General features: G+C 63.3%; 23 protein-coding genes. 14 read left to right on the forward strand and 9 right to left on the reverse strand.

All coding sequences use genetic code 11. The features are described from left to right. Window positions 1–15 precede the first annotated feature (15 nt). Window positions 16–765 carry an ESX secretion-associated protein EspG gene (locus tag V2B23_RS21160; RefSeq protein WP_430952141.1) on the forward strand — a complete coding sequence of 250 codons (750 nt, stop codon included), beginning with the start codon at window positions 16–18 and terminating at the stop codon, window positions 763–765. On the opposite strand, the gene V2B23_RS21165 is transcribed toward V2B23_RS21160, so the two are convergent. Continuing rightward, on the reverse strand, window positions 762–1511 hold the full coding sequence (locus V2B23_RS21165) for an SDR family NAD(P)-dependent oxidoreductase (RefSeq protein ID WP_430952142.1): 750 nt from the start codon (window positions 1509–1511) through the stop codon (window positions 762–764). The two genes, V2B23_RS21160 and V2B23_RS21165, sit on opposite strands and share 4 nt — an antisense overlap. A 15-nt stretch (window positions 1512–1526) precedes the next feature. Next, entirely contained in the window at window positions 1527–3848 is a 2322-nt protein-coding gene (locus tag V2B23_RS21170; protein WP_430952143.1) for an arylsulfatase, read from the reverse strand. 317 nt (window positions 3849–4165) lie between these two features. Between V2B23_RS21170 and V2B23_RS21175 the strand changes: the two genes are divergently transcribed. Beyond that, on the forward strand, window positions 4166–5428 hold the full coding sequence (locus V2B23_RS21175; RefSeq protein WP_430952144.1) for an ROK family protein: 1263 nt from the start codon (window positions 4166–4168) through the stop codon (window positions 5426–5428). 15 nt (window positions 5429–5443) lie between these two features. Here V2B23_RS21175 and V2B23_RS21180 read toward each other — a convergent pair whose 3' ends face one another. Beyond that, window positions 5444–5803 carry a YybH family protein gene (locus tag V2B23_RS21180; RefSeq protein ID WP_430952145.1) on the reverse strand — a complete coding sequence of 120 codons (360 nt, stop codon included), beginning with the start codon at window positions 5801–5803 and terminating at the stop codon, window positions 5444–5446. A gap of 70 nt (window positions 5804–5873) precedes the next feature. Here V2B23_RS21180 and V2B23_RS21185 point away from each other — a divergent pair, with 70 nt between their 5' ends. After that, a complete protein-coding gene (locus V2B23_RS21185; RefSeq protein ID WP_430952146.1) occupies window positions 5874–6743 on the forward strand; it encodes a LysR family transcriptional regulator in 870 nt (289 codons plus the stop codon). Here V2B23_RS21185 and V2B23_RS21190 read toward each other — a convergent pair. Genes V2B23_RS21190 through V2B23_RS21200 form a run of 3 tightly spaced genes read right to left on the reverse strand, consistent with a single transcriptional unit; the run spans window position 6709 to window position 8921 of the window. Further along, window positions 6709–7713: a tocopherol cyclase family protein gene (locus tag V2B23_RS21190; protein ID WP_430952147.1), complete on the reverse strand. Its 1005-nt coding sequence runs from the start codon at window positions 7711–7713 to the stop codon at window positions 6709–6711. The two genes, V2B23_RS21185 and V2B23_RS21190, sit on opposite strands and share 35 nt — an antisense overlap. After that, window positions 7710–8102, reverse strand: a complete 393-nt coding sequence (locus V2B23_RS21195) for a PaaI family thioesterase (protein WP_430952148.1) — start codon at window positions 8100–8102, stop codon at window positions 7710–7712. Before V2B23_RS21195 ends, V2B23_RS21190 begins: the two co-directional genes overlap by 4 nt. A gap of 45 nt (window positions 8103–8147) precedes the next feature. After that, window positions 8148–8921 carry a PIG-L family deacetylase gene (locus tag V2B23_RS21200; protein ID WP_430952149.1) on the reverse strand — a complete coding sequence of 258 codons (774 nt, stop codon included), beginning with the start codon at window positions 8919–8921 and terminating at the stop codon, window positions 8148–8150. A gap of 101 nt (window positions 8922–9022) precedes the next feature. Here V2B23_RS21200 and V2B23_RS21205 point away from each other — a divergent pair, with 101 nt between their 5' ends. From V2B23_RS21205 to V2B23_RS21240, 8 genes are all read left to right on the forward strand, one after another. Continuing rightward, window positions 9023–10249 carry an MFS transporter gene (locus V2B23_RS21205; RefSeq protein WP_430952150.1) on the forward strand — a complete coding sequence of 409 codons (1227 nt, stop codon included), beginning with the start codon at window positions 9023–9025 and terminating at the stop codon, window positions 10247–10249. After that, window positions 10195–11022 (forward strand): alpha/beta fold hydrolase, encoded by an 828-nt coding sequence (locus V2B23_RS21210; protein WP_430952151.1) that lies wholly within the window; start codon window positions 10195–10197, stop codon window positions 11020–11022. Before V2B23_RS21205 ends, V2B23_RS21210 begins: the two co-directional genes overlap by 55 nt. 12 nt (window positions 11023–11034) lie before the next feature. After that, window positions 11035–12393, forward strand: a complete 1359-nt coding sequence (gene mshA, locus V2B23_RS21215; protein WP_430952152.1) for a D-inositol-3-phosphate glycosyltransferase — start codon at window positions 11035–11037, stop codon at window positions 12391–12393. After that, window positions 12390–12920 (forward strand): YbjN domain-containing protein, encoded by a 531-nt coding sequence (locus V2B23_RS21220; protein WP_430952153.1) that lies wholly within the window; start codon window positions 12390–12392, stop codon window positions 12918–12920. Before mshA ends, V2B23_RS21220 begins: the two co-directional genes overlap by 4 nt. A 135-nt stretch (window positions 12921–13055) precedes the next feature. Continuing rightward, window positions 13056–14657: an AMP-binding protein gene (locus tag V2B23_RS21225; RefSeq protein ID WP_430952154.1), complete on the forward strand. Its 1602-nt coding sequence runs from the start codon at window positions 13056–13058 to the stop codon at window positions 14655–14657. Window positions 14658–14703: 46 nt separating this feature from the next. Continuing rightward, window positions 14704–15459 carry a phosphoglyceromutase gene (locus tag V2B23_RS21230; protein WP_185993285.1) on the forward strand — a complete coding sequence of 252 codons (756 nt, stop codon included), beginning with the start codon at window positions 14704–14706 and terminating at the stop codon, window positions 15457–15459. Window positions 15460–15621: 162 nt separating this feature from the next. After that, window positions 15622–16857: a sensor histidine kinase gene (locus tag V2B23_RS21235; RefSeq protein WP_430952155.1), complete on the forward strand. Its 1236-nt coding sequence runs from the start codon at window positions 15622–15624 to the stop codon at window positions 16855–16857. Further along, window positions 16854–17543, forward strand: a complete 690-nt coding sequence (locus tag V2B23_RS21240; protein WP_430952156.1) for a winged helix-turn-helix domain-containing protein — start codon at window positions 16854–16856, stop codon at window positions 17541–17543. Before V2B23_RS21235 ends, V2B23_RS21240 begins: the two co-directional genes overlap by 4 nt. Window positions 17544–17600: 57 nt before the next feature. Here the strand turns inward: V2B23_RS21240 and V2B23_RS21245 are convergent, their stop codons facing one another. After that, window positions 17601–18386, reverse strand: coding sequence for a hypothetical protein (locus V2B23_RS21245; protein WP_430952157.1), 786 nt, complete (start codon window positions 18384–18386; stop codon window positions 17601–17603). A gap of 66 nt (window positions 18387–18452) precedes the next feature. Between V2B23_RS21245 and V2B23_RS21250 the strand changes: the two genes are divergently transcribed. From V2B23_RS21250 to V2B23_RS21260, 3 genes are read left to right on the forward strand one after another with little or no spacing between them, the layout of a single operon-like run. After that, window positions 18453–19403 (forward strand): hypothetical protein, encoded by a 951-nt coding sequence (locus V2B23_RS21250; protein WP_430952158.1) that lies wholly within the window; start codon window positions 18453–18455, stop codon window positions 19401–19403. Beyond that, window positions 19403–20491, forward strand: a complete 1089-nt coding sequence (locus tag V2B23_RS21255) for a hypothetical protein (RefSeq protein ID WP_430952159.1) — start codon at window positions 19403–19405, stop codon at window positions 20489–20491. Before V2B23_RS21250 ends, V2B23_RS21255 begins: the two co-directional genes overlap by 1 nt. Window positions 20492–20498: 7 nt before the next feature. Next, entirely contained in the window at window positions 20499–21329 is an 831-nt protein-coding gene (locus V2B23_RS21260; protein ID WP_033235501.1) for a sugar phosphate isomerase/epimerase family protein, read from the forward strand. Window positions 21330–21376: 47 nt separating this feature from the next. On the opposite strand, the gene V2B23_RS21265 is transcribed toward V2B23_RS21260, so the two are convergent. Both V2B23_RS21265 and V2B23_RS21270 read right to left on the reverse strand, forming a co-directional pair. Then, the gene (locus V2B23_RS21265; RefSeq protein WP_430952160.1) at window positions 21377–22810 is read right to left on the reverse strand and encodes an HAD-IB family hydrolase; all 1434 of its coding nucleotides are present in this window, start codon (window positions 22808–22810) and stop codon (window positions 21377–21379) included. After that, a complete protein-coding gene (locus V2B23_RS21270; RefSeq protein ID WP_430952161.1) occupies window positions 22807–25119 on the reverse strand; it encodes a glycerol-3-phosphate 1-O-acyltransferase in 2313 nt (770 codons plus the stop codon). Before V2B23_RS21270 ends, V2B23_RS21265 begins: the two co-directional genes overlap by 4 nt. Between the last annotated feature and the right edge of the window lie 2 nt (window positions 25120–25121).

Raw genomic sequence — 25121 nt, forward strand, 5'->3', positions numbered from 1 at the left:
ACCGGTGCTGGGGCAGTGAACACACAGTCACAGTGGCATTTCACCGGAATGGAATTCCAGATTCTGTGGGAAGCCGTAGGTCGGGACAGACTGCCGTACCCATTGAAATTCCGTCCTGCGGCCGAAACCATGACCGAACTGACTATGCAGCGAAAAAACGCGGCACTGCGGATCCAGCAGATTCTCGACGAGAGTATGACTGACGCGTTGCAGATACTGGCCGAGCCCACCGTACGCATCGAAGTGTCAGGATTTCACGGCCCCCGGATGAACACGGTGACACGGCTGCACGGTGCGATCGTCGGCGAGTGGGGAGTGCTGGTTCAGCAGTTGCCAGGCGCGGCAGTTGATTCCGGCTCCGATGTTGTTCTTTCGGTGCAACCGGCGTCCGTGCTGGTGTCCGCGATGGTCACGCACCTGCCGCAATGCCCGGCGGGGAAGCTTCGGGTTGCGCCGGTTCGGAACACGAAACATGTTCCGGGAGAGTCGATCCTGAGTCGAGCCGACGTTCCGCAGCCAGCCGAGGAGTTGGGGAGGTTCTTTCGTCGGCCGCGCAGCTCGATCGGTGAAATCACCATCGCGTCGGGAAGCGCCGTTGACAGCAGGCCGCACCGGGGCGACGTTGTCTTTCAGTGGAACGACTTCGCCGCCGACGGTAGGTACATCGTGAGAGGCGGTGAAACGCTCAGCGCTGTTGCGGCTTCCGCCCTCGACGTGGAAACGGCGATCATGGCCGCCGTTTCCACGAAGAGGCAACAACGCTAGGTGGTGGTCCGGTGGAACCGCCCCGCACTTGCCTGGTCGCGAGGACGCACGACGATCTGATCCAGGTTCACATGTGACGGACGTGCCGCGACAAAGCCGATGATCTCGGCGATGTCCTGAGCCACAAGCGGAGTGATGCCTTCGTACACCTTGTCGGCCTTCTCCTGATCGCCCTCGAAACGGACCAGGGAGAATTCGGTTTCGACGGCTCCGGGAGCGATCTCCGTCAACCGAACGGGCTTGCCCAACAATTCGCCGCGCAGGGTCCGATGCAGAACGGCCTGAGCATGTTTGGCGGTGGTGTACCCGGAACCGTTGTCGTATGCCTCGAGTGCGGCGATCGAGGTGATGGTGACCACCAGACCGTCGCCGGAGTCGATGAGCTTGGGCAGCAACGCTTTTGTGACTCGCAGCGTGCCCAGCACATTGGTCTCCCACATCCAGCGCCAGTCGTCGAGATCGGCCTCCATGACCGTCGCGATGCCCTTGGCGCCGCCGGCATTGTTCACCAGGACGTCGACGCGGGGCAGGACCGCGGCAAATGCGTCGACGGAATCCTCGTCGGTGACGTCGAGTTCGAGGGCGGTGCCGCCGATCTCCTCGGCGATCTTCTCGAGGCGATCGAGGCGCCTGGCCCCGATCACCACATGAAATCCCTGATTGGCAAGCGTGCGGGCAGTGGCCTCGCCGATTCCGGAGCTGGCTCCGGTGACAACAGCGACGCGGGCATCGGAAGAAATGGTCATGACGTAATCGTAGGGCTAGTCGGCCGCGTACTCTGCCTCCCGTTCGATGGATTCGATGTGACGAGCCGGGACCTGGACGGTTCCCGGGGTGTATGTGACGGCTCGGAGCGCGCCGCTGTAGCGGAAGCTGCCGCGTCGACCGTGCAGATCCCAGGACACCGGTCCGCGCGCATCGACACCGACCGAGATGCCGGTCCACGGCGCCATGCCCACAAGTTGGACCTGATCGCGGAGGTGGCCGGCCGGAACGCCGTCGACGCTGACGTCGAGATTCCAGCGCAGGTGCGGCGCGACCGTCACCGCAACGTCGATGCGGGTGCTGCCCACCGCGAGCGGCCCGGTGTCGATGCTTCGGTAGTCCCCGAACGCGTTGTATCCGAGATGGAGATGGCCGTCTTCGACGTACAGGATGTACCCGCCTTGGGGGTCGCCGTGCGATACGAGGACGCCGGAGTCGCCGTCCTGGTAGCCGCTCAGTTCTACGGTGATGTCGAAGTCGCGGAAGGCGATGAGCCGAGACGATCGGTATCGCTCGAGAGGTGGGGTGCCTGCCAGGATTCGCACCGGCCGCGACAGTGCTTGTTCCTCGGGCCGACGCACCGCTCCGACGCCGTTACCCAACAGTGGGAAGACGGTGTTCGCCCACGCCGAGTTGTCCCAGGCGTCGGCAAGTTCGCGGACCTTGTCCGGGTACTGGGCGGCGAGGTTGTTCAGTTCGGTGGGGTCGGCGGTGACGTCGAACAGTTGCCAGTCGGGTTCGTCGATGTTGTCGGGTGCCAGCGCCAGCAGTTTCCAGCCGTCCTTGTAGTACCCGCGGTTGCCGGTCATTTCGGTGTATTGCTCGGTATGGGAGCTCGGTGCCACCGGCGAGTGCAGAACGTGGGCAGCCGAGACGCCGTCGAACTCCTTGGCAGGCAGGCCATGACGCACCGTCGGAACGTCGATGCCCGCAAGATCGAGGAGAGTGGGAGTCAGATCGGTGACGTAGGCAAACTGGTCTCGAATGCCGTTGTCGGCCGCAGCCGTTTTGATACCGGCCGGCCAGGACAGGACAAACGGCACTCGGACACCCCCGGCAAACGATTGGCCCTTGTAGAACCGGAACGGGGTGTTGGACGTCTGTCCCCATCCGCGAGGGTAGTGAACTCCCAACTGCGGACCACCGATCAACGACTCGTCGTGTGGGACGTCGCCCACCCACTCGGGGTCCTGCACATGCGCGAACTGCGCGAAGTAGCTTCGCGTGCCATCCGAACCGCCCTCGGCCGTGCCACCGTTGTCGGAGGTGAAGACGATGATGGTGTTGTCCAACTCTCCCAGTTCTTCGAGTGTCTCGACAATGCGGCCCACGCTTTGATCGACCGAATCGACCATGCCTGCATAGACTTCCATATAGCGGGCAAACCGCGACTGTTGTTCCGGCGTCAGGGAATCCCATTCGGGAACATCGAAGCCAGGCTCGGAATTACGCGGTGCTTGCCGCGTTCCTTCGGGGAACAGTCCCGCCGCGAGCTGAGCAGCAAAGCGGGACTCGCGGATTCGGTCCCAGCCTTCGTTGTAGCGACCCCGGTACTTGGCTTGATCTGCGGGTTTGGCTTGCAGCGGCCCGTGCATGGCGACGTGCGCAAAGTAGAGGAAAAACGGTTTCTCCGCATCGTGTGCCCGGAGGTCCTTGATGTAGCTGACCGCTTTGTCGGTGAGATCGTCTGTCAGATAGTAATTCTCGGGATACTCGTCGACGTCGACGACGGAGTTGTCGGAGATCAACTGATTGGGGTAGTAGAAGGAATTGAGGCCTTCGAGTGATCCGTAGTAACGGTCGAACCCGCGCTGCGTCGGCCAGGAATCTCGGGTGCGACCCGGCGCGAGGTTGGCATCACGCACAAGGTGCCATTTACCGACGGCATATGTGGCGTAACCGGATTCGCGAAGGATCTCAGGCAGGGTCAGGATGTCGTCACCAAGTTCGAGTCGCAACCCCGGGTAGCCGGGGTCGGCGTTTGCCACGAACCCGTATCCCGCACGATGCGGATTGACTCCGGTCAGGAGCGCAGCCCGAGAGGGCGAGCACAGCGGCGTCGTGTGATAGTTGGTGAGCCGAACACCTTGTGCAGCAAGTCGGTCCAGGGTCGGTGTCTCGATCTCCGATCCGAACGGGCCGATGTCGCTGTATCCCATGTCGTCGATCAAGACGACAACGATGTTGGGAGAATCCGACGCCGGCGACGCTGTCGTCGGCCAAGACGGGATCGAGTCGGCTGCGGTACGGCCGATCCGGCCACCGAACCCCTCGTAGCCGCGTGCGTGTGGTGGGGGAGTGGTGTCTGCGCCGGTCATGACAGCACTACAACAGCTGTATTTGCGGTTGGCCATAGTTGTATTCACTGTGATCGTTACCGCACCCGATTTGTGAAACTGGGCAGAGCTGCTATTTTTGGATCTATGTCGACCGACCAGCCTGCCGCTTTGCGTGTCACCTATGTGACCGCTGCGTTGGGGTCGCGTCTGCCTCTGGCACGCGAACTGTGTTGTTGCCGCCGTTCTTTCTGCAGCTAATTTTCTGCGCCGCTCTCCACCCTTTCTTCCTTGACCAGCATTGATGCCGGTCTGAGGGCTGAAGTGTGCGCTTTCTCCTCCTTCTGCAAGGGACTGCCATGTCGACCCCCACACTTACTGCCCCGCAGCTTCGATCACGAACCATTCTCTCCGGACCGCGGCCCCAGGTTGTTGCGCCTGAGCTGCGCATCGCCGACGGACCGGCGGCAACGGTCCTGCGCATCGCGCGGCTGCGGGGCCCGATTTCGCGGGACACTGCTGCCAAGGCCTCCGGCTTGAGCATTGCAACCGTCAATCGGCAGGTCACGAGCCTGCTCGACCTCGGAGTGGTCCGTGAGCGAGCAGATCTGATTGCCTCAGGTGCCATCGGTCGCCCCAAGGTTCCGTTCGAGGTGAATCACGAGCCGTATCTGACGGTCGGCATCCACATCGGTGCAGCCGTCACCAGCATCATTGCCAGCGATATTCGGGGCCGGGTGCTCGGCGCCGTCGAAATCCCGACGCCCACCACCAATTCATCTGTTGCGCTTGCGACCATCGCGCGATCGGCAAAATCGTTCACATCCCGGTGGCACAAACGCCGGCCGCTGGCTGTCGGCGTTGCGATCGGTGGACGCGTCGACTCTGCTACCGGCGTGGTCGACCACCCCCGATTGGGATGGAAGGGCGCGAAGGTCGGTGCCGTCATCGGAGCCGGATTGGGCTTGCCGGTTTCGGTTGCCGCGCACGTCGAGGCCATGGCCGCATCGGAATTGCTGCTGAGCGCCGATCGCACCGAGACGCCGGCTACCGGGACCACTGCGCTGTACTTCTATGCGCGCGAAACATCAGGCATTGCGATCACTTTCGAGGGTCGCGTGCACACCCCGTCCAGTGGACCGGGCTCGATCGCACACCTGCCGACAGGGTCGTCGGCCCGGTGCACCTGCGGTTCCGTGGGGTGCTTGGAAGCGACCATCAGTGATCGAGCGATTGTGACGCAGGCGCTGTCGAGCGGCGCGGTGATTCAGGGTAGCGAGCGCATCACCATCGCCGACGTGTACGCGGCGGCCTCGGCCGGTTCGGCTGCGGCGCATGAACTCCTGGTCGAACGAGCACGGGTGCTGGGTCGTACGGTGGCACTGTTGCGTGATCTGTTCAACCCGGATCGTGTGATCCTCGGTGGTCAGGCCTTCACCGACTACCCGGCCGGCGCGCCGTACGTCGCCGAGGCTTTCTCGACGACATCGTCCTTGGAGCGTAAGGACATTCGGATCACCGGCTTCGGGAATCGGGTGCAGGAATACGCGTCGACCGTGGTGTCGCTGAGTTCGCTGTTCGCTGATCCGGCCGCAGCGATGCGCCGGGCCGCCGTAGTCTGACTTCGTCTGTGCCGGTTACAGTTCCGGTCGGTCGAGTACCCGCAACCAGCGTCCGTCGGGCTGGCGGCGCGCAACCTGAGTGCGTCCGCCGGTACCGTCGGACGGTGCAGTGGAGGTCATGGCGAGATCGCCGCTGACGACCGTCGGCAGCGCCTTCTCGACGGTGAATGTGGGTGCGGCGACGAGCATCTGTGCTATCACGTCGCGGATGGCTGAACGCCCGACGGTAAGCGAACCGGGCGGAAATGCCATCACGGCACCCTCTTCGTAGAGTCCCGCTACTGCGTCGGCGTCACCGGCGTTGGCAAACTCGACAAAGAGGCGAGCGAGGTCTTCTGGGGTCCGGGCTTCTCGAGTTGTGTCTGTTGTTGTCATGCTTCCATCGTGCTGCGATGCTGATGATAAGTCCAAGATCTAGTTTGTCTCGTAGCTAGAATCAACTGTTATGGAACTTCGGCAACTCGAGTACTTCGTCGCAGTGGTGGACGAAGCGAATTTCACCCGCGCGGCCGAGCGTCTCCATGTCGCTCAGCCAGGTGTGAGTGCGCAGATCAAACGCCTCGAGCGCGAGCTCGGGCAGGAACTGCTCGATCGAAGCGGGCGGACGGTACGTCCCACCGAAGCGGGGCGCGCTGTGCTGCCTCACGCCCGCTCTGCCCTGGCCTCCGTGCACAGCGCTCGCGACGTCGTGGACGCGCTGAAAGGACTGGTCCGAGGATCGGTTTCCGTCGGGATGGTGACGGCCTGTGCCTCGGCTGACCTGACAGATCTTCTGGCTCGGCTGCACATCCGACATCCGGGGCTGGATATCTCTCTGGCCGAAGATGATTCACGCAACCTTATCGCTGGTGTCCTGGATGGAACCTTCGACATAGCCGTTGTCGGGGTGGCGGGGGAGCTGCCCGAAGATCTGGAATCCCGCGTGATCACCGACGAGCGACTGGTGGCGGGAGTGGCCGCGAATCATCCACTTGCCGAACTGGATACTCTGCCGTTCGCGGAACTCGGGACGCGGTCCGTGATCTGTCTCCCGCCGGGAACCGGTATCAGGACGTGCCTCGACGCGGCGTGCGCGACCGTAGGCGTCACCCCGGCAGTTGCGCTCGAGGCCAGCAATCTCGGGATTATCGTGTCACTGGCGGCGCAGGGTTTGGGGATGGCGGTTCTCCCGGAATCCGCAGTGGGACAGTTGCATCGGATCGACCTCGAACCCGAGGCCCGGTCCAGGTTGGAAATGGTGTGGCGCGCCGGCGGTGGCAAGAATCCGGCGGCGTCGGCGCTCATAGATCTGGCGCGATCTGCGCCCGTCTCGTGACTTCCGCTTGGGCGCGGTCCAACCCGCCGTGCTCGAGGGCCGCGAGGTGAGACGTGTCGGTCCAGTACACGGCGCCTCGCCTTCGTACGGTCACAGTCAACGTGGCACCAAGATGTTCCAGTGCACCGGGAACGTTGCGGCGCTGCGCGGGAAGAGGAACCGGGAGGATATGGGCGTCCGACAGGGGAGCGCTACCCTCGATCTCGACACTCCAGAGGTGATTGCGGCCGCGTAGTGTCCAGCGGTTGTCGGCAACCACTGTGGTCACGGGCGAGGTGACCGGGTTTCCCAGCCGGAATACGGTTCCGTCGGGCAACGCGACAACAACGGCGGTGACTTCGGTGCGTAGCGGCCCCGCGCTGATCTGCCCGCCCGCGAAGGCGATACATGCATTCGGGTCGGTGAACCCCTGAGCCTGGCCCCACCACCAATAGTCGGGGAAACCGCCCTTACCCCAGTTCTTCTCGCCGTACACCTGCGCGCCGGTGAGATCCCAGGTTTCACCGTCGATGATCGCGGTGCCGTCGGCTCGGCCACCGAGAAGCCACGGATGCCAATACTGATTGAGGGCCGGAACAGAGTGAAAGTAGCTGGAACCGCCGAAGCGTCGACGCGGCCAGAATCGCTGGTTCGTGATCCGCACGTCCAGGCGCGCGGTCTCGAGGTCGGCGTGAACCTGATGCGTCGTGCCACGAAATGCGTTGTCCGCATAGGCGCCTAGCCGGTCAGGGTCGGCGTATCCGCTGGGATGCTCTGTGTCGGCGAGGAAACCGCCGGGATGTGCGGCTACCGCGAGCGTCGACCAATGGCCGTCGGCCGCTCGATTGATTCCGGCCAGTGCAATGACTACCCGGCCGCTTTCCGGCAGCGTGAACCGCCAGAAATAGCCCTCCATCGCAACATCGTGCGAGGCAAGCAGATTGCCGTACGGCGCGGTGGCACCGGATGACCGGTACCCGGGAAGGTTCACGGCCCCAACACTGCCTGGGATGCCGTGACCTGAGCGACCAGCCGGCCCTCGTCGTCACGGAGTTCGGTGACTATCGCGATGGTGCTGCGGCCGGCATGCAATGGCCGGGCAGTTGCAGTGACGGTGCCCTTGCGGACACCTCGAGTGAAGACCGTCGACGAACTGGTAGTCGAGGTGCCTGCGCCGGGCGGCAGGTTGAGGAATGCACAGACAGCGCCGACGCTGTCTGCCAGCGTCATCAAGGCGCCGCCGTGCATTCCGTTACCGGCGGTGGTGCGGTGGTTGTCCCAATCGAGGTGCCCGACAACCTCTTCGGCTGCCGCACTGTCCAACTGCACTCCGGTATGAACGGCAAAAGGCATGCTCGCGACAAGCTGTTCGAGGTCCATGCCTACCGATGCTAACCAGAAGTCGAAGCCGATGTGGAGCTTCGGCTACAGCGGAAGCGCAGTTTCCGACAGGCCGTCCGGGGCGTTGCGTCGACGGAACCACTCGGTACCGAACGCCGCGGTGAGTTGCTCGGTGGGCATGTCGAGGAACGGCCCGAAATCCCCGACCTGTGTCGCGTGCGCGTACATGGCCGCACGCTTGGAGCTGATGACCGAACTGACGTCGACGGCCGTGGTGAGCTGTTCGGCCGGAAGACCGAACGTCTCGATGTCCGGTGGCTGCGCTTCTTCCGTCCACTCCGGATTGGCCAGCATCAGCATCTTCATGTGATCGCGGTTGGTGGACGCCTCGTACACGAGCGGTGTGCCCGCGAGTTCAGCTGCCCGAATGCCGACGTAATGCACCTGAATGTGGTCCGGGTGACCGTAACCACCGTTGGCGTCGTAGATAGTCAGGATGTCGGCGTTCTCCTCGCGAAGAACTTCTGCCAGACGCTCGGCCGCCTCGTCGACTTCGGCATTGCAGAAAGCGCCGGGATTCTCGTTCTCGGGGGTGCCGACCATTCCGGAATCCGGATAGTGCAACGACACGACCCGGCTGGCACCGAGGGCATCGGTGGATGCCTCGAGTTCGCGGCTGCGACGCTCCGCCAATGATTCGTACTCGTCCAACAGGCCGTCGGGATACTCACCCAGCGCACCGTCGGTGGCCGTGACGACAACAACGCGGTGACCCGCGTCGGCAGCCATTCTCATGACGCCACCCGTGATGAATACTTCGTCGTCGGGATGGGCGTGGAAACACACCAGGACACTCATTCGCGCAATCGTAGGGCAAGCTACCGACAGGTCAACTCGGCCCGGGATTTGTGGTGGCTGCACATATTCTGTGAACCTTGTGTGGTGCACGAGAATCAGTCATGACCAGTTCCGACGATAAAGGCCTGATGGGGGCATATCGCGAAATATTCGCCGCCCCTGGCGCGGTTGCCTTCTCCGCCGCCGGTTTCATCGCGCGGTTGCCGATCGCGATGATCGGCATCGGAATCGTGACGATGATCTCGCAACTTCGTGGTGACTACGGGTTGGCAGGCGCGCTCGCCGCAGTGTTCGCGCTTTCCTGCGCCGTCATTGCGCCGTTGGTGTCCCGCACGGTGGATCGCTTCGGGCAGCGCGCGGTTCTGCCCCTGGCCGCTGCGGTCAGCGCTATCTCGATCGGTGCGCTGCTGCTGTCCGTGAGATTCGAAGCGCCGGACTGGCTGCTGTTCGCTCTGGTGATCCCGGCCGGAGCGACCCCGACGATCGGTGCGATGGTTCGCGCCAGGTGGGTTTCGATCTACGTCGGTAAACCTGAGTTGCGCACCGCTTTTGCGTTCGAATCCGTCGTCGACGAACTCTGTTTCGTGGTGGGGCCGGTGCTCTCGGTCGGTCTGAGTATCGGGTTGTTTCCCGAAGCCGGTCCGCTGGCGGGAGTAATTCTTCTTGTGGTCGGCACGCTCCTTCTCGTGGCGCAGCGGTCGACGGAACCCAAGATTTATCCACGCACACCGGGCCGGGGACGCTCGGTTCTCGCCAATCCGGCGATGTGGATCGTCATCATCGTGATGGTGATGCTGGGAACCATGTTCGGCGTCATCGACGTAGGAGCAATCGCGTTTACCCAGGAACAGAACTCTCCCGGGTCGGCGACCGTCGTCCTCGCCCTGTTTGCCGGCGGATCAGGGATCGTGGGCTTGGTGTTCGGCTCTCGGCACCCGACTCGCTCCCTACGCGGACAGCTGATGATCGCGTCCCTTGCCGTCACCGTGCTGAGCATTCCGCTCCTGCTGGTCGGCAACGTCGCGGGACTGGCAGCGGCCTACATCCTGGCCGGCGCGACAATCGCGCCGACGCTCATCATCGCCACCGCTCTTGTCGAGCAGATCGTTCCACCCGAGAAACTCACCGAAGGTATGACGCTGACGGTGACCGGCCTCGGCGTCGGCGTGGCGCTCGGATCCGCGCTGGCTGGGCAGCTGATCGACCGCTACGGAGTCTCGTCGGCGTACACGCTTGCCGTCGGCGCAGCGGTCACAGCCTCTATCGTGACGGCATGTCTATTCGTGAAGCCGTCAGCGTCGACGGCACGTCCATCGTCTACCGCGTAACCGGAAACCCGGAAGCAACTCCGCTGGTCCTACTGCACGGCTGGGCACAGTCCTCGCAGTGCTGGGGTGAGCAGGTTCTGAGTGAACTGGCGTCCTCGCACCGGTTGATCGCCGTCGACCTACGCGGCCACGGATACTCCGACGCCCCCGAAAGCGGTTACGACAACAGCGCGAACTGGGCCGGCGATGTTGCCGCTGTCCTGGCAGCCGAGGGCGTCATCGAAAAGGCCGTGCTGCTCGGGTGGTCGTACGGCGGGCTCGTGATCTGCGATTACCTGGCAGCGCACGGGACAGACGCTGTGGCCGGCGTCGTTCTGGTCGGAGCGATCACGAGCATCGGACGCGGCGAGAAGGGCGGCAAGGTGGGTGCGGCGATGCGCAGCGCTGTTCCCGGTGCCATGTCGGAAGATCCCCGTGAGGCAATTCGGGCACTCGGCGCGTTCGGCAACGCGCTTACCGGCCCGCCGGAAGGCAAAGGCGCCCAGTCGCAGGCCCTGTTCGGTGCGAGCCTTGCGACCCGCCCGCGCGTGCGGGCCGCACTGTTCAACCGTGCGGTCGGTCACGACGAACTGCTCCGTTCCCTCGACATTCCGGCGCTGGTTCTGCACGGCACGGAAGACTCCGTCGTCGACGTGAGTGCAGGTAAGCACGCCGAAGAGCTGATTCCGAAGTCGCAGTCCTCGTACTGGGACGGCTGCGATCACGGGCCGTTCGTCGAGGATCCGACCCGATTCGTGTCCGAAGTGAGAACGTTCGTCTCCAGCCTCGGTTAGAGTTCGCGCCCGGTGAGAGGGCACTATGGAGTCGTGACACCCACGCACACTTCGCGCCCTCGCCGGGTGGCCGTACTGTCGGTCCACACCTCGCCCTTGGCGCAACCAGGCACCGGTGATGCAGGTGGGATGAACGTCTACGTCCTGCAATCCGCGATTCAGTTGGCAAAACGTGGTGTCGAGGTGGAGATTTTCACCCGCGCGACGTCATCGGCAGACGCTCCCGTCGTCGAAGCCGCACCGGGCGTTCGGGTGCGCAACGTCGCCGCCGGTCCGTTCGAGGGCCTCGACAAGGCAGATCTCCCGACGCAACTCTGCGCGTTTGTCGCCGGAGTCCTGCGAGAGGAAGCGCGTCGTGAACCGGGCTATTACAGCCTGATTCACTCGCACTATTGGCTGTCCGGGCAGGTCGGCTGGTTGGCGCGGGACCGCTGGGGCGTTCCGCTCGTCCACACCGCGCACACTCTTGCCGCTGTCAAGAACCTGTCGATGGCAGAGGGGGATACGCCCGAACCCGCCGCTCGACAGATCGGGGAGCAACAGGTTGTGGCCGAGTCCGATCGACTTGTTGCCAACACCACCGACGAAGCCAAAGCGCTCCACGAGTTGTACGGGGCCGACCCGACGCGCATCGACGTCGTCGCGCCAGGCGCAGATCTGACGCTCTATCGTCCGGGTGATCGTGATCGGGCCAGGGCGTCGTTGGGGCTGAATCCCAGTGAAGTGATCGTGACGTTTGTCGGTCGCATTCAACCGCTCAAGGCGCCGGACGTCCTGCTCCGGGCCGCTGCGGAAGTCATCAGCCGCCATCCCGGATTGCCGCTGCGGATCTTGGTCGTCGGTGGTCCCTCCGGCACCGGACTGGCTCAGCCGGACGTCTTGATCGAACTCGCAAGCACCCTCGGCATCACGGCGCAGGTGACCTTCCTGCCGCCGCAAGCGCCGACGCGGCTGGTCGATGTGTATCGGGCTTCGGATCTTGTTGCGGTACCGAGCTATTCGGAATCATTCGGCCTGGTGGCCATCGAGGCTCAAGCCTGTGGGACTCCCGTGATCGCCGCTGACGTCGGTGGTTTGGGTGTTGCCGTTCGCAACGGTGAGACCGGTCTTCTGGTGCAGGGGCACAAGACGCAGGATTGGGCAGGCGCTCTCGAAACGCTGGTCACCGAACCCGCGCGTCTGGAAACTCTGGCGGAGCGCGCTCCCCGTCACGCGGAGAACTTCTCGTGGGAACACACCGCAGACGGACTCCTCGAGAGCTACCGCAAAGCCGCCGTCAACTACAACAACGGAACCGGTCCGAGTGACTTCTCACCCCGCCGCGCGCGGGGACTGTGGCGTCTGCGACGGACCGGAGGAGTGCGTACATGAGCAGTATTTCCGACACCATCGAGCAGGCCCTCACCGAGCGTGAACTCGAATTCACGAAGCGCGACGGTACCCATTTCATCGTCGAACTTCCCGGTGAGCACAAACTCAAGACGTCGACTTTGCTGACCGTCGGGAACCATGGCGTGCGGGTCGAAGCCTTTGTGTGCCGCAAGGTCGACGAGAACTTCGAGGGTGTCTACAAGTTCCTGCTCAAGCGGAACCGTCGTCTGTACGGGGTGGCGTACACGCTCGACAAGGTCGGGGACATCTACCTCGTCGGCAAGATCTCCGAGCATGCGGTGACCGGTGACGAACTCGATCGGGTTCTCGGCCAGGTCCTCGAGGCTGCGGACGGCGATTTCAATGTCATCCTCGAACTCGGATTCTTCTCGTCCATCAAGCGGGAATGGGCATGGCGCGTCTCGCGTGGGGAGTCGCTGGCGAACCTGCAACCGTTCAAGCATCTGATCGACGAAGCGGACGCAGAGGAAGACGCAGAGGAAGTGGACGCTGCCGTCGAGAAGTAATTGTGTGAGACACATCGGTGATGTGTCCCGTAAGGTGCTCTTTACTTTGTGACTACCATCACGGAATAATGCTGTTTCCGTAAGTCACAGTAAATTGTTCGTCACCTTGCCGCGCAACCTTCACGAGGAGCACCGTTGAGCTTCAAGAGTCCGTTTCCCGACGTCGACATCCCCAACGTCAGCGTCTACGAATTCCTGTTCGGAAACATCGAACCCGCTGATCTCGACAAGACCGCGTTTGTCGAGGGCGCTTCGGGCACCGTCACCACGTACGCCTCGCTGATCGCGCAGATCAACGGCGTTGCCGGAGCCCTCGCCGCGCGCGGACTCGCCGTGGGAGACGTGGTCGCTCTGCATTCACCGAACGTCCCGGCCTTCGGATCCGTCTTCCACGGCATCTTGCGTGCCGGAGGCGTTGCGACCACCATCAACGCTCTCTACACCGCCGAGGACATCGCCAAGCAGCTCACCGACTCGAAGGCCACGTTCCTCTTCACGGTCTCTCCGCTCCTTCCGCAAGCCAAGGCGGCGGCCGACGATGTCGGCATCCCGGCGGAGAACGTGTTTGTCCTCGACGGCGCCGAAGGACACCTCTCGCTGCGCGATCTGCTCGGTGAAGGTGCGACGCCGCCCGAGGTTTCCTTCGATCCGGCCACCCAACTCGCGGTGCTGCCGTACTCGTCCGGCACCACCGGCCGTCCCAAGGGCGTCATGCTCACCCATCGCAACCTGGTCGCGAATGTCTGCCAGATCATGCCGCGGATGGGCATCGGCTCCGACGACAAGATTCTCGCGGTCCTGCCGTTCTTCCACATCTACGGCATGACGGTGCTGCTCAACGCCGCGCTCTACGCCCGGGCGAGCCTGATCACGATGCCGAAGTTCGACCTCGTGGAATTTCTGCGGATCGTCGCCGAGCACAAGTCGACGTACATCTTTGTCGCGCCGCCCGTCGCGGTTGCGTTGGCGAAGCATCCACTGGTCGACCAGTACGACCTGTCGAGTGTGCACACGATTTTCTCCGGTGCCGCCCCGCTCGATGCCGCACTCGGAAAGGCTGTTGCCGATCGCCTGAACTGCCGGGTCCGTCAGGGCTACGGAATGTCCGAGATGAGCCCGGTCAGCCATGCGATTCCGTTCGACCGGGACGACATGCCGCTCGACTCGTGCGGCCCGACCATCGCGAACATGGAATGCAAACTCGTCGATCCGGGCACCGGTGAAGAGGTCGCCTACCCGGCGGCCGGTTCCGGTGAGGTCAGTACGCCAGGTGAACTGTGGTGCAAGGGCCCGAACATCATGGCCGGGTACCTCGGGAACGAGCAGGCAACCAAAGACACCCTCGACGCCGACGGTTACCTGCGTACCGGCGACATTGCGACCGTCGACGCCGAAGGTGTCGTGACCATCGTCGACCGTCTCAAGGAACTGATCAAGTACAAGGGCTACCAGGTACCGCCGGCAGAACTCGAAGCTCTGCTGCTCACTCACCCTCAGATCGCCGACGCCGCCGTCATCGGAGTACTCGACGAGGAGGGCGAGGAAGTGCCGAAGGCGTTTGTCGTACTGCAGGACGGTGCCGCGTTGTCCGAGGCCGACGTCATCGCGTTTGTCGCCGAGCGCGTCTCACCGCACAAGAAGGTTCGCAAGGTTGCCTTCATCAGTACGGTCCCCAAGTCTGCGGCCGGAAAGATTCTCCGCAAGGATCTGCGCACCGCGGAAGCAGCGCAGAGCTGATTTCGACGCAGGGTTGATCAAGACGTGTTCCGGTACTCATGCCAGGATGAACGGCATGAGTATCGGAACACTGGTCCTGCTTCGCCACGGCGAGAGCGAATGGAATGCACTCAATCTGTTCACCGGCTGGGTGGACGTACACCTGACCGACAAGGGCATGGCCGAAGGCAAGCGCGCCGGCGAACTGCTCGCCGAGCACGGCCTGCTGCCCGACGTCCTCTACACCTCGCTGCTTCGCCGCGCGATCAGCACCGCCAATCTCGCACTCGATGCGGCCGATCGCCACTGGATCCCCGTGGTCCGTGACTGGCGTCTCAACGAGCGCCACTACGGCGCCCTGCAGGGCAAGAACAAGGCTCAGACCAAAGAGGAGTACGGCAACGAGCAGTTCATGCTGTGGCGTCGTAGCTACGACACGCCGCCGCCGGCCATCGAAGCGGGCAGCGAATACAGCCAGGACACCGATCCTCGTTACGCAAACCTCGACGAGGTGCCGCTGACCGAGTGCCTGCTCGACGTCGTCAAGAGGTTGATCCCGTACTGGGAGGACACGATCTCCCAGGACCTGCTCGCAGGTAAGAACGTTCTGGTCACCGCGCACGGCAATTCGCTGCGCGCCTTGGTCAAGCACCTCGACGGTATTTCCGACGAGGACATCGCCGGTCTCAACATCCCGACGGGCATCCCGCTGCGTTACGACCTCGACGAGAACCTGCAGCCGCTCAACCCGGGCGGCACCTACCTCGATCCCGAGGCGGCCGCCGCAGGCGCTGCCGCAGTTGCGAATCAGGGCGCGAAGTAGCGTCGACATGATGACCTCCGAAGCCCCTCGAACTGACTGTTCGGGGGGCTTCGGCGAACAGCAGATGAACGGCGCGCCAACGCCGCCCGCCGGGCGGATGACGTGGGCGGAAATGCTCGAACCCGCCGTAACCCACCCGACGCGCGAACGTACGATTGCGCCGTGAGTGTCGCAACTGCAGTGCTGCTGATCGTGGTCGGCGGCTTGATCGGATACCTCGTCGGAGGTGTGCTGATTCCGAGGCTGAGCTCACGGCACCGGGAACGTGCTGCGGAACAGACCGGGTTGACCATGTCGCAGGTCCTGGACCTGATCGTTCTTGCGTCCGAGAGCGGCATCGCCGTAGTCGACGGCTACCACGACGTGGTGTTGTTCAATCCCCGCGCGGAAGAGTTGGGACTGGTCAAGAATCGCCGCGTCGAAGAGCGGGCGTGGCAGGCAGCCCTGAAGGTGCTCGAGACCGGACAACCCGTCGAAGTGGATCTGACGGCGACAACCGTGCAGCGCGGACGCGACAAGATCGCGGTGCGTGGCGTGGCGCGTTTGCTCAGCAAGGACGAGCGCAATTTCGTGGTCCTGTTCGCAGACGACGATTCCGAGCAGGTTCGCATGGAGGCGACGAGACGCGACTTCGTTGCGAACGTCAGTCACGAACTCAAAACCCCGGTCGGGGCAATGAGTTTGCTGGCAGAAGCCTTGCTGGAATCCGCCGACGATCCGGAATCGGTGCGGCACTTCGGCGAACGAGTGCACAGCGAGTCGATTCGCCTCGGCAAGATGGTGACGGAACTGATCGCGCTTTCACGATTGCAGGGAGCCGAGAAACTTCCCGACCTCGATGTCGTGGACGTGGATACCGTTGTCTCCGAAGCATTGTCGAGGTCGAGGTTGTCGGCCGAGGCAGCCGAGATCACCGTCACCACCGATCATCCGAGTGGACTTGAAGTTCTCGGCGATCAGACGTTGCTCGTCACCGCATTGTCCAATCTCATCGAGAATGCGATTGCGTACTCGCCCAAGGGTTCTCCGGTGTCGGTCAGTCGCTCGATGCGCGGTGGCAACGTCGCCATCGCCGTGACCGATCGCGGCGAGGGAATCGCAAAAGCCGACCAGGAACGCGTATTCGAGCGATTCTTCCGGGTCGACAAAGCGCGATCACGCCAGACCGGAGGTACCGGACTGGGGCTCGCGATAGTCAAACACGTAGCGGCCAACCACAACGGCTCCATCGACGTATGGAGCAAACCAGGAACCGGGTCCACCTTCACCTTGCAGATACCAGCGCATGTGGAGGAGACCGACGACCTCGACGACGGCGACGCGGGAACACTCGGTTCCGGGCGAAGCGGTAGACGAGACTCAGGCAGTAAAGACACAGGCATGGAGGCCAAACGATGACGAGGGTGCTGATCGTGGAGGACGAGGAGTCGTTGGCGGATCCGCTGGCGTTCCTGCTCCGCAAGGAAGGGTTCGAAACCACCATCGTCAACGACGGTCCGTCGGCGTTGGCGGAATTCGATCGTTCCGGCGCAGACATCGTGCTGCTGGACCTCATGCTGCCCGGTATGAGCGGTACCGACGTGTGCAAGGCGCTGCGCACTCGTTCCGGTGTGCCCGTCATCATGGTGACGGCACGCGACAGCGAGATCGACAAGGTTGTCGGCCTCGAACTCGGTGCGGACGACTACGTGACCAAGCCGTATTCGGCCCGCGAGCTCATTGCCCGTATCCGGGCCGTGCTGCGCCGTGGCGTCGAGAACGAGGCAGACCTGGGGTCGGACAACGGTGTCCTCGAAGCCGGACCGGTCCGGATGGACGTCGAACGCCACGTCGTTCAGGTGGGTGGCAATGCGATCACGTTGCCGCTCAAGGAGTTCGATCTCCTCGAATACTTGCTCCGCAACTCCGGACGCGTGCTCACCCGCGGCCAGTTGATCGATCGTGTGTGGGGAGCGGACTACGTCGGCGACACCAAAACCCTTGACGTGCACGTGAAGCGGCTGCGTTCCAAGATCGAAGCGGACCCGGCCAAGCCGGAACATCTCGTGACCGTGCGTGGCCTGGGATACAAGCTCGAAGCCTGAAGGCATACGAAAAAGTTCAGCCGCCCCACACACTGTGTGGGGCGGCTGAACTTTTTTTCACGCCTGAGCTTTGTTCTGAGCGATCGTGGTTGCCGGATGGACTGCTACAAGGCCGAGCCCGGCCCGGCGCCTACAGAGGCGAGCCAGCTCGTCGTAAACGGCTTTCCCGAGTAGCTCGGTCAACTCGGGGGCGTACGACTGCCACACCTGCTTCTGACCGACATGAGCGTCGGGCGAGCCGGAGCAGTACCAGGACAGGTCGTCGCCGCCCTCGCCCCAGCCGCGGCGGTCGTACTCGGTGATCGTGGTCTTGAGGATCTGAACCCCGTCCGGCCGGTCCACCCAGTCCTGGGTACGGCGGATCGGAAGCTGCCAGCACACGTCCGGCTTCACCTCGAGCGGCTCGATGCCCTTCTTGAGTGCCATGGAGTGAAGCGCGCAGCCCTGACCGCCCGCAAAACCCGGCCGATTCAGGAAAATGCACGCGCCCTTGTAGCGGCGGGTGCGCAGCGCCGGCTCGTCCTCGAGGTCGTCTTCCTCGACGTAGCCCTTCTTGCCGAGACCCTTCTCCATGAACTGCCAGTCCTCGGCTGTGAGCAGTTTCACTGACGCATCGAGCTTGTCCTGATCTTCCTGATCGGAGAGAAACGCGCCGTGCGAGCAACAGCCGTCGTCGGGACGATCGCCGAGAATTCCCTGGCATGCCGGAGTACCGAACACGCAGGTCCAGTGCGAGAGCAGCCACGTCATATCGGCGGCAATGAGGTGTTCGGAGTTGTCGGGGTCGACAAATTCGACCCACTCGCGCGGGAAATCGAGGTCGACCTCGGGGCTTGGAGTCATCTTGTGGGACCGGTCTGGGTTACCTGCTGTCACAAGGGCAGACCGTAGACCCAGTAACGTGGCGATGTGCGACTAGGGGTACTCGACGTCGGAAGCAACACCGTTCATCTACTGGTAGTGGACGCCCACCGTGGCGGCCACCCCACACCCATGAGCTCCACCAAGGCGACTTTGCGGCTCGCGGAAAACACCGACGACGGCGGAGACATCACCGTCGTCGGAGCCGATCGGCTGGTCTCCACAGTCGCGGAATTCGCCGGTATCGCCAAAATGTCCGGATGCGAGGAAATGATGGCTTTTGCCACCTCCGCCGTGCGCGACGCCAACAATTCCGAAGCAGTGCTCGCCCGCGTGCGCGCCGAGACCGGCGTAGGACTCGAGGTGCTCTCCGGTGTCGACGAAGCCCGATTGACCTTCCTTGCGGTCCGCCGTTGGTACGGCTGGAGCGCCGGACGCATCCTGAACCTCGATATCGGTGGCGGTTCACTCGAACTGACCGCAGGCGGCGACGAGGATCCCGACGTCGCGTTCTCGCTCCAACTCGGCGCAGGCCGGCTCACCCGGGATTGGCTCCACGCCGACCCGCCCGGCAAGCGCCGCGTCGCCGTACTCCGTGACTGGTTGGACGCAGAACTGCTCGGACCAGCCAAGGAACTCCGCGGCGCCGGCGACTGGGACCGGACCGTGGGCACCTCGAAGACCTTCCGCTCCTTGGCCAGGCTCACCGGCGCGGCCCCATCCGCAGCCGGGCCGCGTGCCAAACGGACCCTGACAGCCAGCGGACTCAGGCAACTCATAGCCTTCATATCCAGGATGACGGCGTCAGACCGTGCAGAATTGGAAGGAGTGAGTGCAGATCGGTCACAGCAGATTGTGGCCGGCGCACTCATCGCAGAAGCAACCATGCGAGCGCTCGGAGTGGACGAACTCGAAATTTGTCCGTGGGCATTGCGCGAGGGTCTGATTCTGCGGAAGCTCGACACAGAAATGGGCGGTGAATTGGTGGTGAGTGCTTGATGGCCGAGGACAGTCAGCAGATTTCCGTAGCGGAACTGCTCAAGCGGAACGGTCAGACGGTCGAATCCCGCGGTGGGCGTCGTCGTAGGGGCGTAGCCGGAGGTATCTCCGTAGCTGAGCTCACCGGCGAAATTCCGATCGTTCGGCCTGCCGGTTCACGTTCGGCCGCCGAATCGGATGCACCCCCGGCGCAGCCTGAAACCAAGCCTGGCGAGACCAGTGCCGTCGAGACCAATGCTGTCGAGACCAATTCCGTCGAGACCAATTCCGTCGAGACCAAGCCTGAGTCCACTCAGGGTCCGGTGACGCAGTCCAAGCCGCCGGTCGAGAACGACGAGTCGGACGAGACCAAGATCGACCTTCACAAGCCGATCTCCAAGAGCGCGCCGGGGCAGTGGGTCAGCCGGGCACCTCTCGCACCGAAGAAGGACGTGCCTCTCGCGCCGACTCAGGCTGTGCCGGTTGTTCCCGCGCAGGCTGTGCCGCAGACCACGACCAGGAAGTCGGTGCCGGCTGGGCCACCGAAGGTGACGCAGGAACCTGCGCTGCTGTCCGGTCAGACGTTGGCGGGTGACCTGATGCGGCAAGAACGCGAGGTTGCCCAGAATCCGTCGATGCGCTCGCCGATCCTGCCTCCGCGAGTCGCACCCAGCTCGGCTGATGCTGATGTCAGCACCGAGATGATGGACTCGATCAGCGACGAACCCGCCGAGAATGCCGGTTCGACGGAACCCGCTGCCGCTGCTGCGCCGGAGTCCCCGCCGGCTGCGGTGGAAGAGGTTGCACCGACCGAGTCCGCCACCGCAGAAGACGCCGGCGATCGGAACTCGATCCGTGAATGGGCGATCCTGGCTGGACAGGTTGTTGTTGCGCTCATCATCGGTGGCGCGATGTTCAAGGGTTTCGAGAAGCTCTGGGACATGCTGCCGTGGGTCGCGCTGGTACTTGCACTGATCGTTATCGTCGGCCTGGTCGCGGTTGTTCGAGTTCTGCGGAAAACGGACGACATCACGAGTTTTGTGATTGCGGTCGTTGTCGGCATGATCGTGACCTTGGGTCCGCTGGCGTTCTTGTTGACCTCGGGTTGATCCGACGATGATCGCTGTGGGCTTGTCGACGGCCTCGGTTTATCCCGAGAACACCGAAGCCGCGTTTCGCTATGCGGCCGACTTGGGGTACGACGGCATCGAATTGATGGTGTGGGCCGAGTCGGTCAGCCAGGACGTCGGTGGCGTTGCGGCGTTGGTGCGCAAATACGGGATTCCGGTGCAGGCCGTACACGCGCCGTGTCTGCTGATTTCGCAGCGCGTGTGGGGCGCCGATCCGATCGAGAAGCTCGAGCGGTCCGTCCGCACTGCGGAGACGTTGGGCGCCACCACTGTAGTTGTGCACCCGCCCTTTCGGTGGCAACGCAAATACGCCGACGGCTTTGCGGATCAGGTCGTAGACCTCGAATCGCGAAGCAGCGTCGTCGTAGCTGTGGAGAATATGTTCCCCATGCGTGCCGACAGCTTTTTCGGCGGCAAGGACCGCTCGGCCGAGCGGCTACGTAAGCGCGGCGGTCCAGGAGCTGCATTGTCGGCGTTCAGTCCGTCGTACGATCCCACCGATTCCGATCATTCCCACTACACACTCGACTTGTCGCACACCGCAACTGCCGGCATGGACGCATTCGAACTGGCTGCGAGAATGGGCAAGGGACTCCAGCATCTGCACCTCGCGGACGGGCGAGGCGCGTCGATGGACGAGCACCTGATTCCCGGCCACGGATCACAACCCTGCGCCGAGATATGCCGACACCTGGCCGCAACAGGTTTCACCGGCCAGGCCGTCCTCGAGATCAATACTCAGAATGCTCGCACGCGGCGGGAAAGATCCTCGATGCTGGCGCAGGCACTCGCGTTTGCACGCGAGCACCTGGCCTGATTCTTCCGTCTTGTCAGTGATGTCCGATGTTCAGTGATGTCCGATATTCAGCGATGTCCGGCAGTGAGTGCTGCGTCGAACTGTGAGCGCACTTCCTCGATGTGAGAATCGAGGTCGTCGAGTTGCCATCCGGTAGTCGAGATGGGGTCGAGAACCGAAACGTAGACCGGGCCGGGATGGGCGACAAGGGAATTTCGCCACATGCGTTCACCGGCATTGTGGATCACAACCGGCACGATGGGAACGCCCGCTTGCATGGCCAGGTGGAACGCGCCCTTCTTGAACGCCCCGAGTTTTGGTGTGGCGGAACGGGTTCCCTCGGGTGCGATGACTATCGAGACGCCGTTTTTCAGCTTGTCGACGGCAGGTTGCAATGCCGCCTTGGCCTTGGCAGTGTTGGATCGATCGATGTACGCGACGTCCAACAGGGCGCCGATCGGCATGAACCGAGGATCGTTTGCCGCTTCCTTCTTCGCTACTCCCGTCACGTCGCGTTTGATAACGGTGCCCAGCACCAGCAGGTCCAGCGAGCTTTGATGATTGAACATGAAGACGGCCGGGCGGTGATCCCATATGTTGTGCTCACCGTCGATGTCGACGTCGATGCCCAACAGCGACAGGGAGATATCCGGGCCGTAGGTGCCTACGAGGTTGGCTCCCAGTTGCCGGTTGCCGGTGACCAAGCCGGCCGAGAAGCCCACCACAGCAGTGGCAGCCAATGCTCCCATCGCGGTGGCGGTGCGCACCGTCGAGAGGGGAGTTGCTCCGCGTTGTGGTTTACGCAGCGTGACGGATGGCCAGCCCTTGCGCCTCGCGACACTCGCCAGGGTGCGATCAGGATTCAAGGCGACGGGGCGGCCGACGGATTCGAGCATCGGAACATCTTCGGCACCATTGGAATACGCAAAGGCATTCCGCAGATCGACGCCGCGCTTCTCGGCGTAGGTCGCGAGTGCGTCGGCCTTCGCGGGACCCCACAGTGCCGGCGCCGACAGGTCGCCGGTGAGCATGCCGTCGATCACTTCGATTTCCGTGCACAGCACGTCTTCGATGTCGAGATCCGCGGCAACCCCTCGGGCCTGGAACGGCGTGGCCGATGTGGCCATCACAACGGTGTGACCGGCCTTTCGATGCGCCGCGAGAATCTCGCGAGCGTCGGGGTAGATCATCGCGGCGATTTCCTGCCTGAACAGCCGCTCGCCCCAGTCGTTCAGTTCTTCCTCGGTGCGGCCGGTAAGCGCGCGGACTGCGATGTCCATGAGCGCGCCGACGTCGGCACCGCGAAACTGGGTGTCGATGGCGGCGCCGGTGGTCCGCAGCAGTTCGCCGAGGCTGATATCGAAGCGCCGCAGTCGATCACGGTAGACAACGCTGGCGGAGTACCCGCTGATGAGGGTGCCGTCCAGGTCGAACGCGGCAATGGTGTCGGGTCCGGCTGGGGCCGCTTTGATCGCGGCGTGCAGACGCTCGAGTCCGGTCACGGTCCTGCTTCCTCGTGAGGGGTGGGATTGGGAGTGGCTGCGGCGCCATAGGATCTGGTTGCCGCGTCGAGGCGGGAGTGGGCGAGTTCGCGGATCCGCCGCAACCGGTCGACCAGAACCCGCAGTTCCTCGGCGAAGGCAATCCGACGCGCGGTGACCCCGTCGTCCACGGCTTCCACGAGATTGCGATTGCGGGCCAAATTGAGTGCGGTGGCAAACAATTCGCCGGATACCGATTCGCTGCTGGCGATCTGCTGGCGCAACCGACGCTCGTGGGCCACGTCGATGCAGTTGCGGGTGAACGACTTTTCGTCGAAGGACTTCGACACCGGCGCGAGGACCAATTGGTCGGCCACCACCTGGTACGCCTCGAGGAACGGTTGCAGTACACGGTGGGCTAGGTAAGGGCGAACGCCTTCGATGATGTGCGCGGTGCGGTTCGGGTCGGCGGTGACCGAGCTCCAACTGGGGTCGATCAGGTCCAGTTCGGTGCGCATCTCTTCTTCGAAGGTGTCCCGGTCGCTGAAGAAGAACTCGAACTTCATCAGGTCCCGAATGCGTTTGGCCTCATTCCAGCCGTCGAGGATCGGGTCGGTGAACTGCTCGTCTACCGCCGCCTGCAGAACCAGTTCCGCGATTGCCCGGGCAACGAGGAAATGAATGGTGTTGTTGCGGTAGAACGCTGCAACAAGACCTTGATCCTTGCCCAGGTAGAAGACCTTCTCGCCGCCCTTGTCGAAATGCATCAGCACGCCCGACTCGACATGTGTCTGCAGTGCCTTGTCGATGACGTGCGGATCGTCGAGTTCCACATCGCCGGCGAGCGGTAGTTTGCGCGCCGTGATGTATTCGAACAGGGGCGTGAGGATGAGGGTGAGTTCAGTGACGGTGAGCGCGCGATCCTCGATTCCGAGGAAGGGGAGCATCGCGAGAGAGGACACCGTAATCGGCGTCACCTCGTTGATGCGGTGGCACACTTCGATCGCCGCCTTCTGAATGGCCAGGCGCTGGTCGGGTTCTTGCCGGAGTGCTTCGGCAAAGGAAAGCGGTCGCCCGATCGTGACGTGCGCGACGCCGTTCCTCTTGCCTTGCGCCCGAACGTATCCGAACATCCAGCGCAGGCCTTCAGGCTTCTTCTCGGCGCCGAGGGCCTCGGCGGCCATGGCACCGACTTCGTAGAGTTGGTCGTAGCTCAGCGCCACCGGCACCAGATAGACGTCGGAGGCGCCGCTGACGTGAAAAGCCTTGGCCAGATACGTCATCAACCCGAAACGCGGCGGACGCAGTTTACCCGTGCGTCCACGGCCGCCTTCGATGTACCACTCGAGGTTGAATCGTTTGGTGAGCAGGTACCGCATGTACTCGTGCATCGACCACTTGTAGACCTCGTCGTCGCCGATGCTGCGACGGATGAAGACGGTGCCACTGCGCTTGAGGATGGAGCCCATGGGCCAGAAACTGATGTTGAGTCCGCCCATCACATGATTGAGCGGAAGGCCGTTGTTGATCAGCGCTGGGCGGAGCACCAGCGGATCGAGATACGAGCGGTGGCTGGGAAGGAAAACAAGTGAATGTTCCTTGTTGAGCTCCCGCAGTTCGTCGAATCGGCTGGTGTCGACGTCAATCGTGTATGCGCGAGCGAAGTAGCGTCCCAAACGATCCCACACCGCGATTGCCTGGCGGCTCTGCGTGGCAACCATTTCCTCGAGTGCTTCGCGCGCACGCCGGTCCACTTCGGCAACAGCGATGCCGAGACGGTCGGCGAGGGCCATGGTCTCGGTGGTGAAGCGCCGGGTGTCGGTGATTTCGTCCACGACGAATCGCGACACCTTGTACTGCCCGCCGATCAATTCGAGTTCTGCTCGCTCGAGGGCGAGGGCAGCCTGACGGCGGATGAACTCGGGCAAAGATCCGCCGCCGCTTTCGTCGAGGCGGCGTGACAGGTCGCTGAGCGGCGCGGGTTGGCCCTCGATGACCTGGCACCGGTCGGGGTCGGTGCGCAGTGTGCGGCGCTGCGCGCTCCGGCCGGGGTGCAACGGATCTCGCGGGGCGAGCGCATTACGAACGCGCCCGACTACGTTCTGCTCGGTTTGGTTGCTGGGTAGCCACACCACTCGCAACGGAGCGAGCATCGGGTCGTCGGTTCGGCGGGACAGTTCGCCGAGCGTGCGATCGGTGATCGCGACGGTAGTCGACGGCTGCGCTGTGCCGCGAGCTTTGTCGGCCAACCACTTTCGCAGAACACCGGCTTCGTCTTCGGTCATCGGCTCGGTCAGGTAGACATTCTGCCGGGTCGCGTCTGCGGTCATGA

The organism is Rhodococcus sp. 24CO, from assembly GCF_050586165.1.
GTDB lineage: Bacteria > Actinomycetota > Actinomycetes > Mycobacteriales > Mycobacteriaceae > Rhodococcus_F.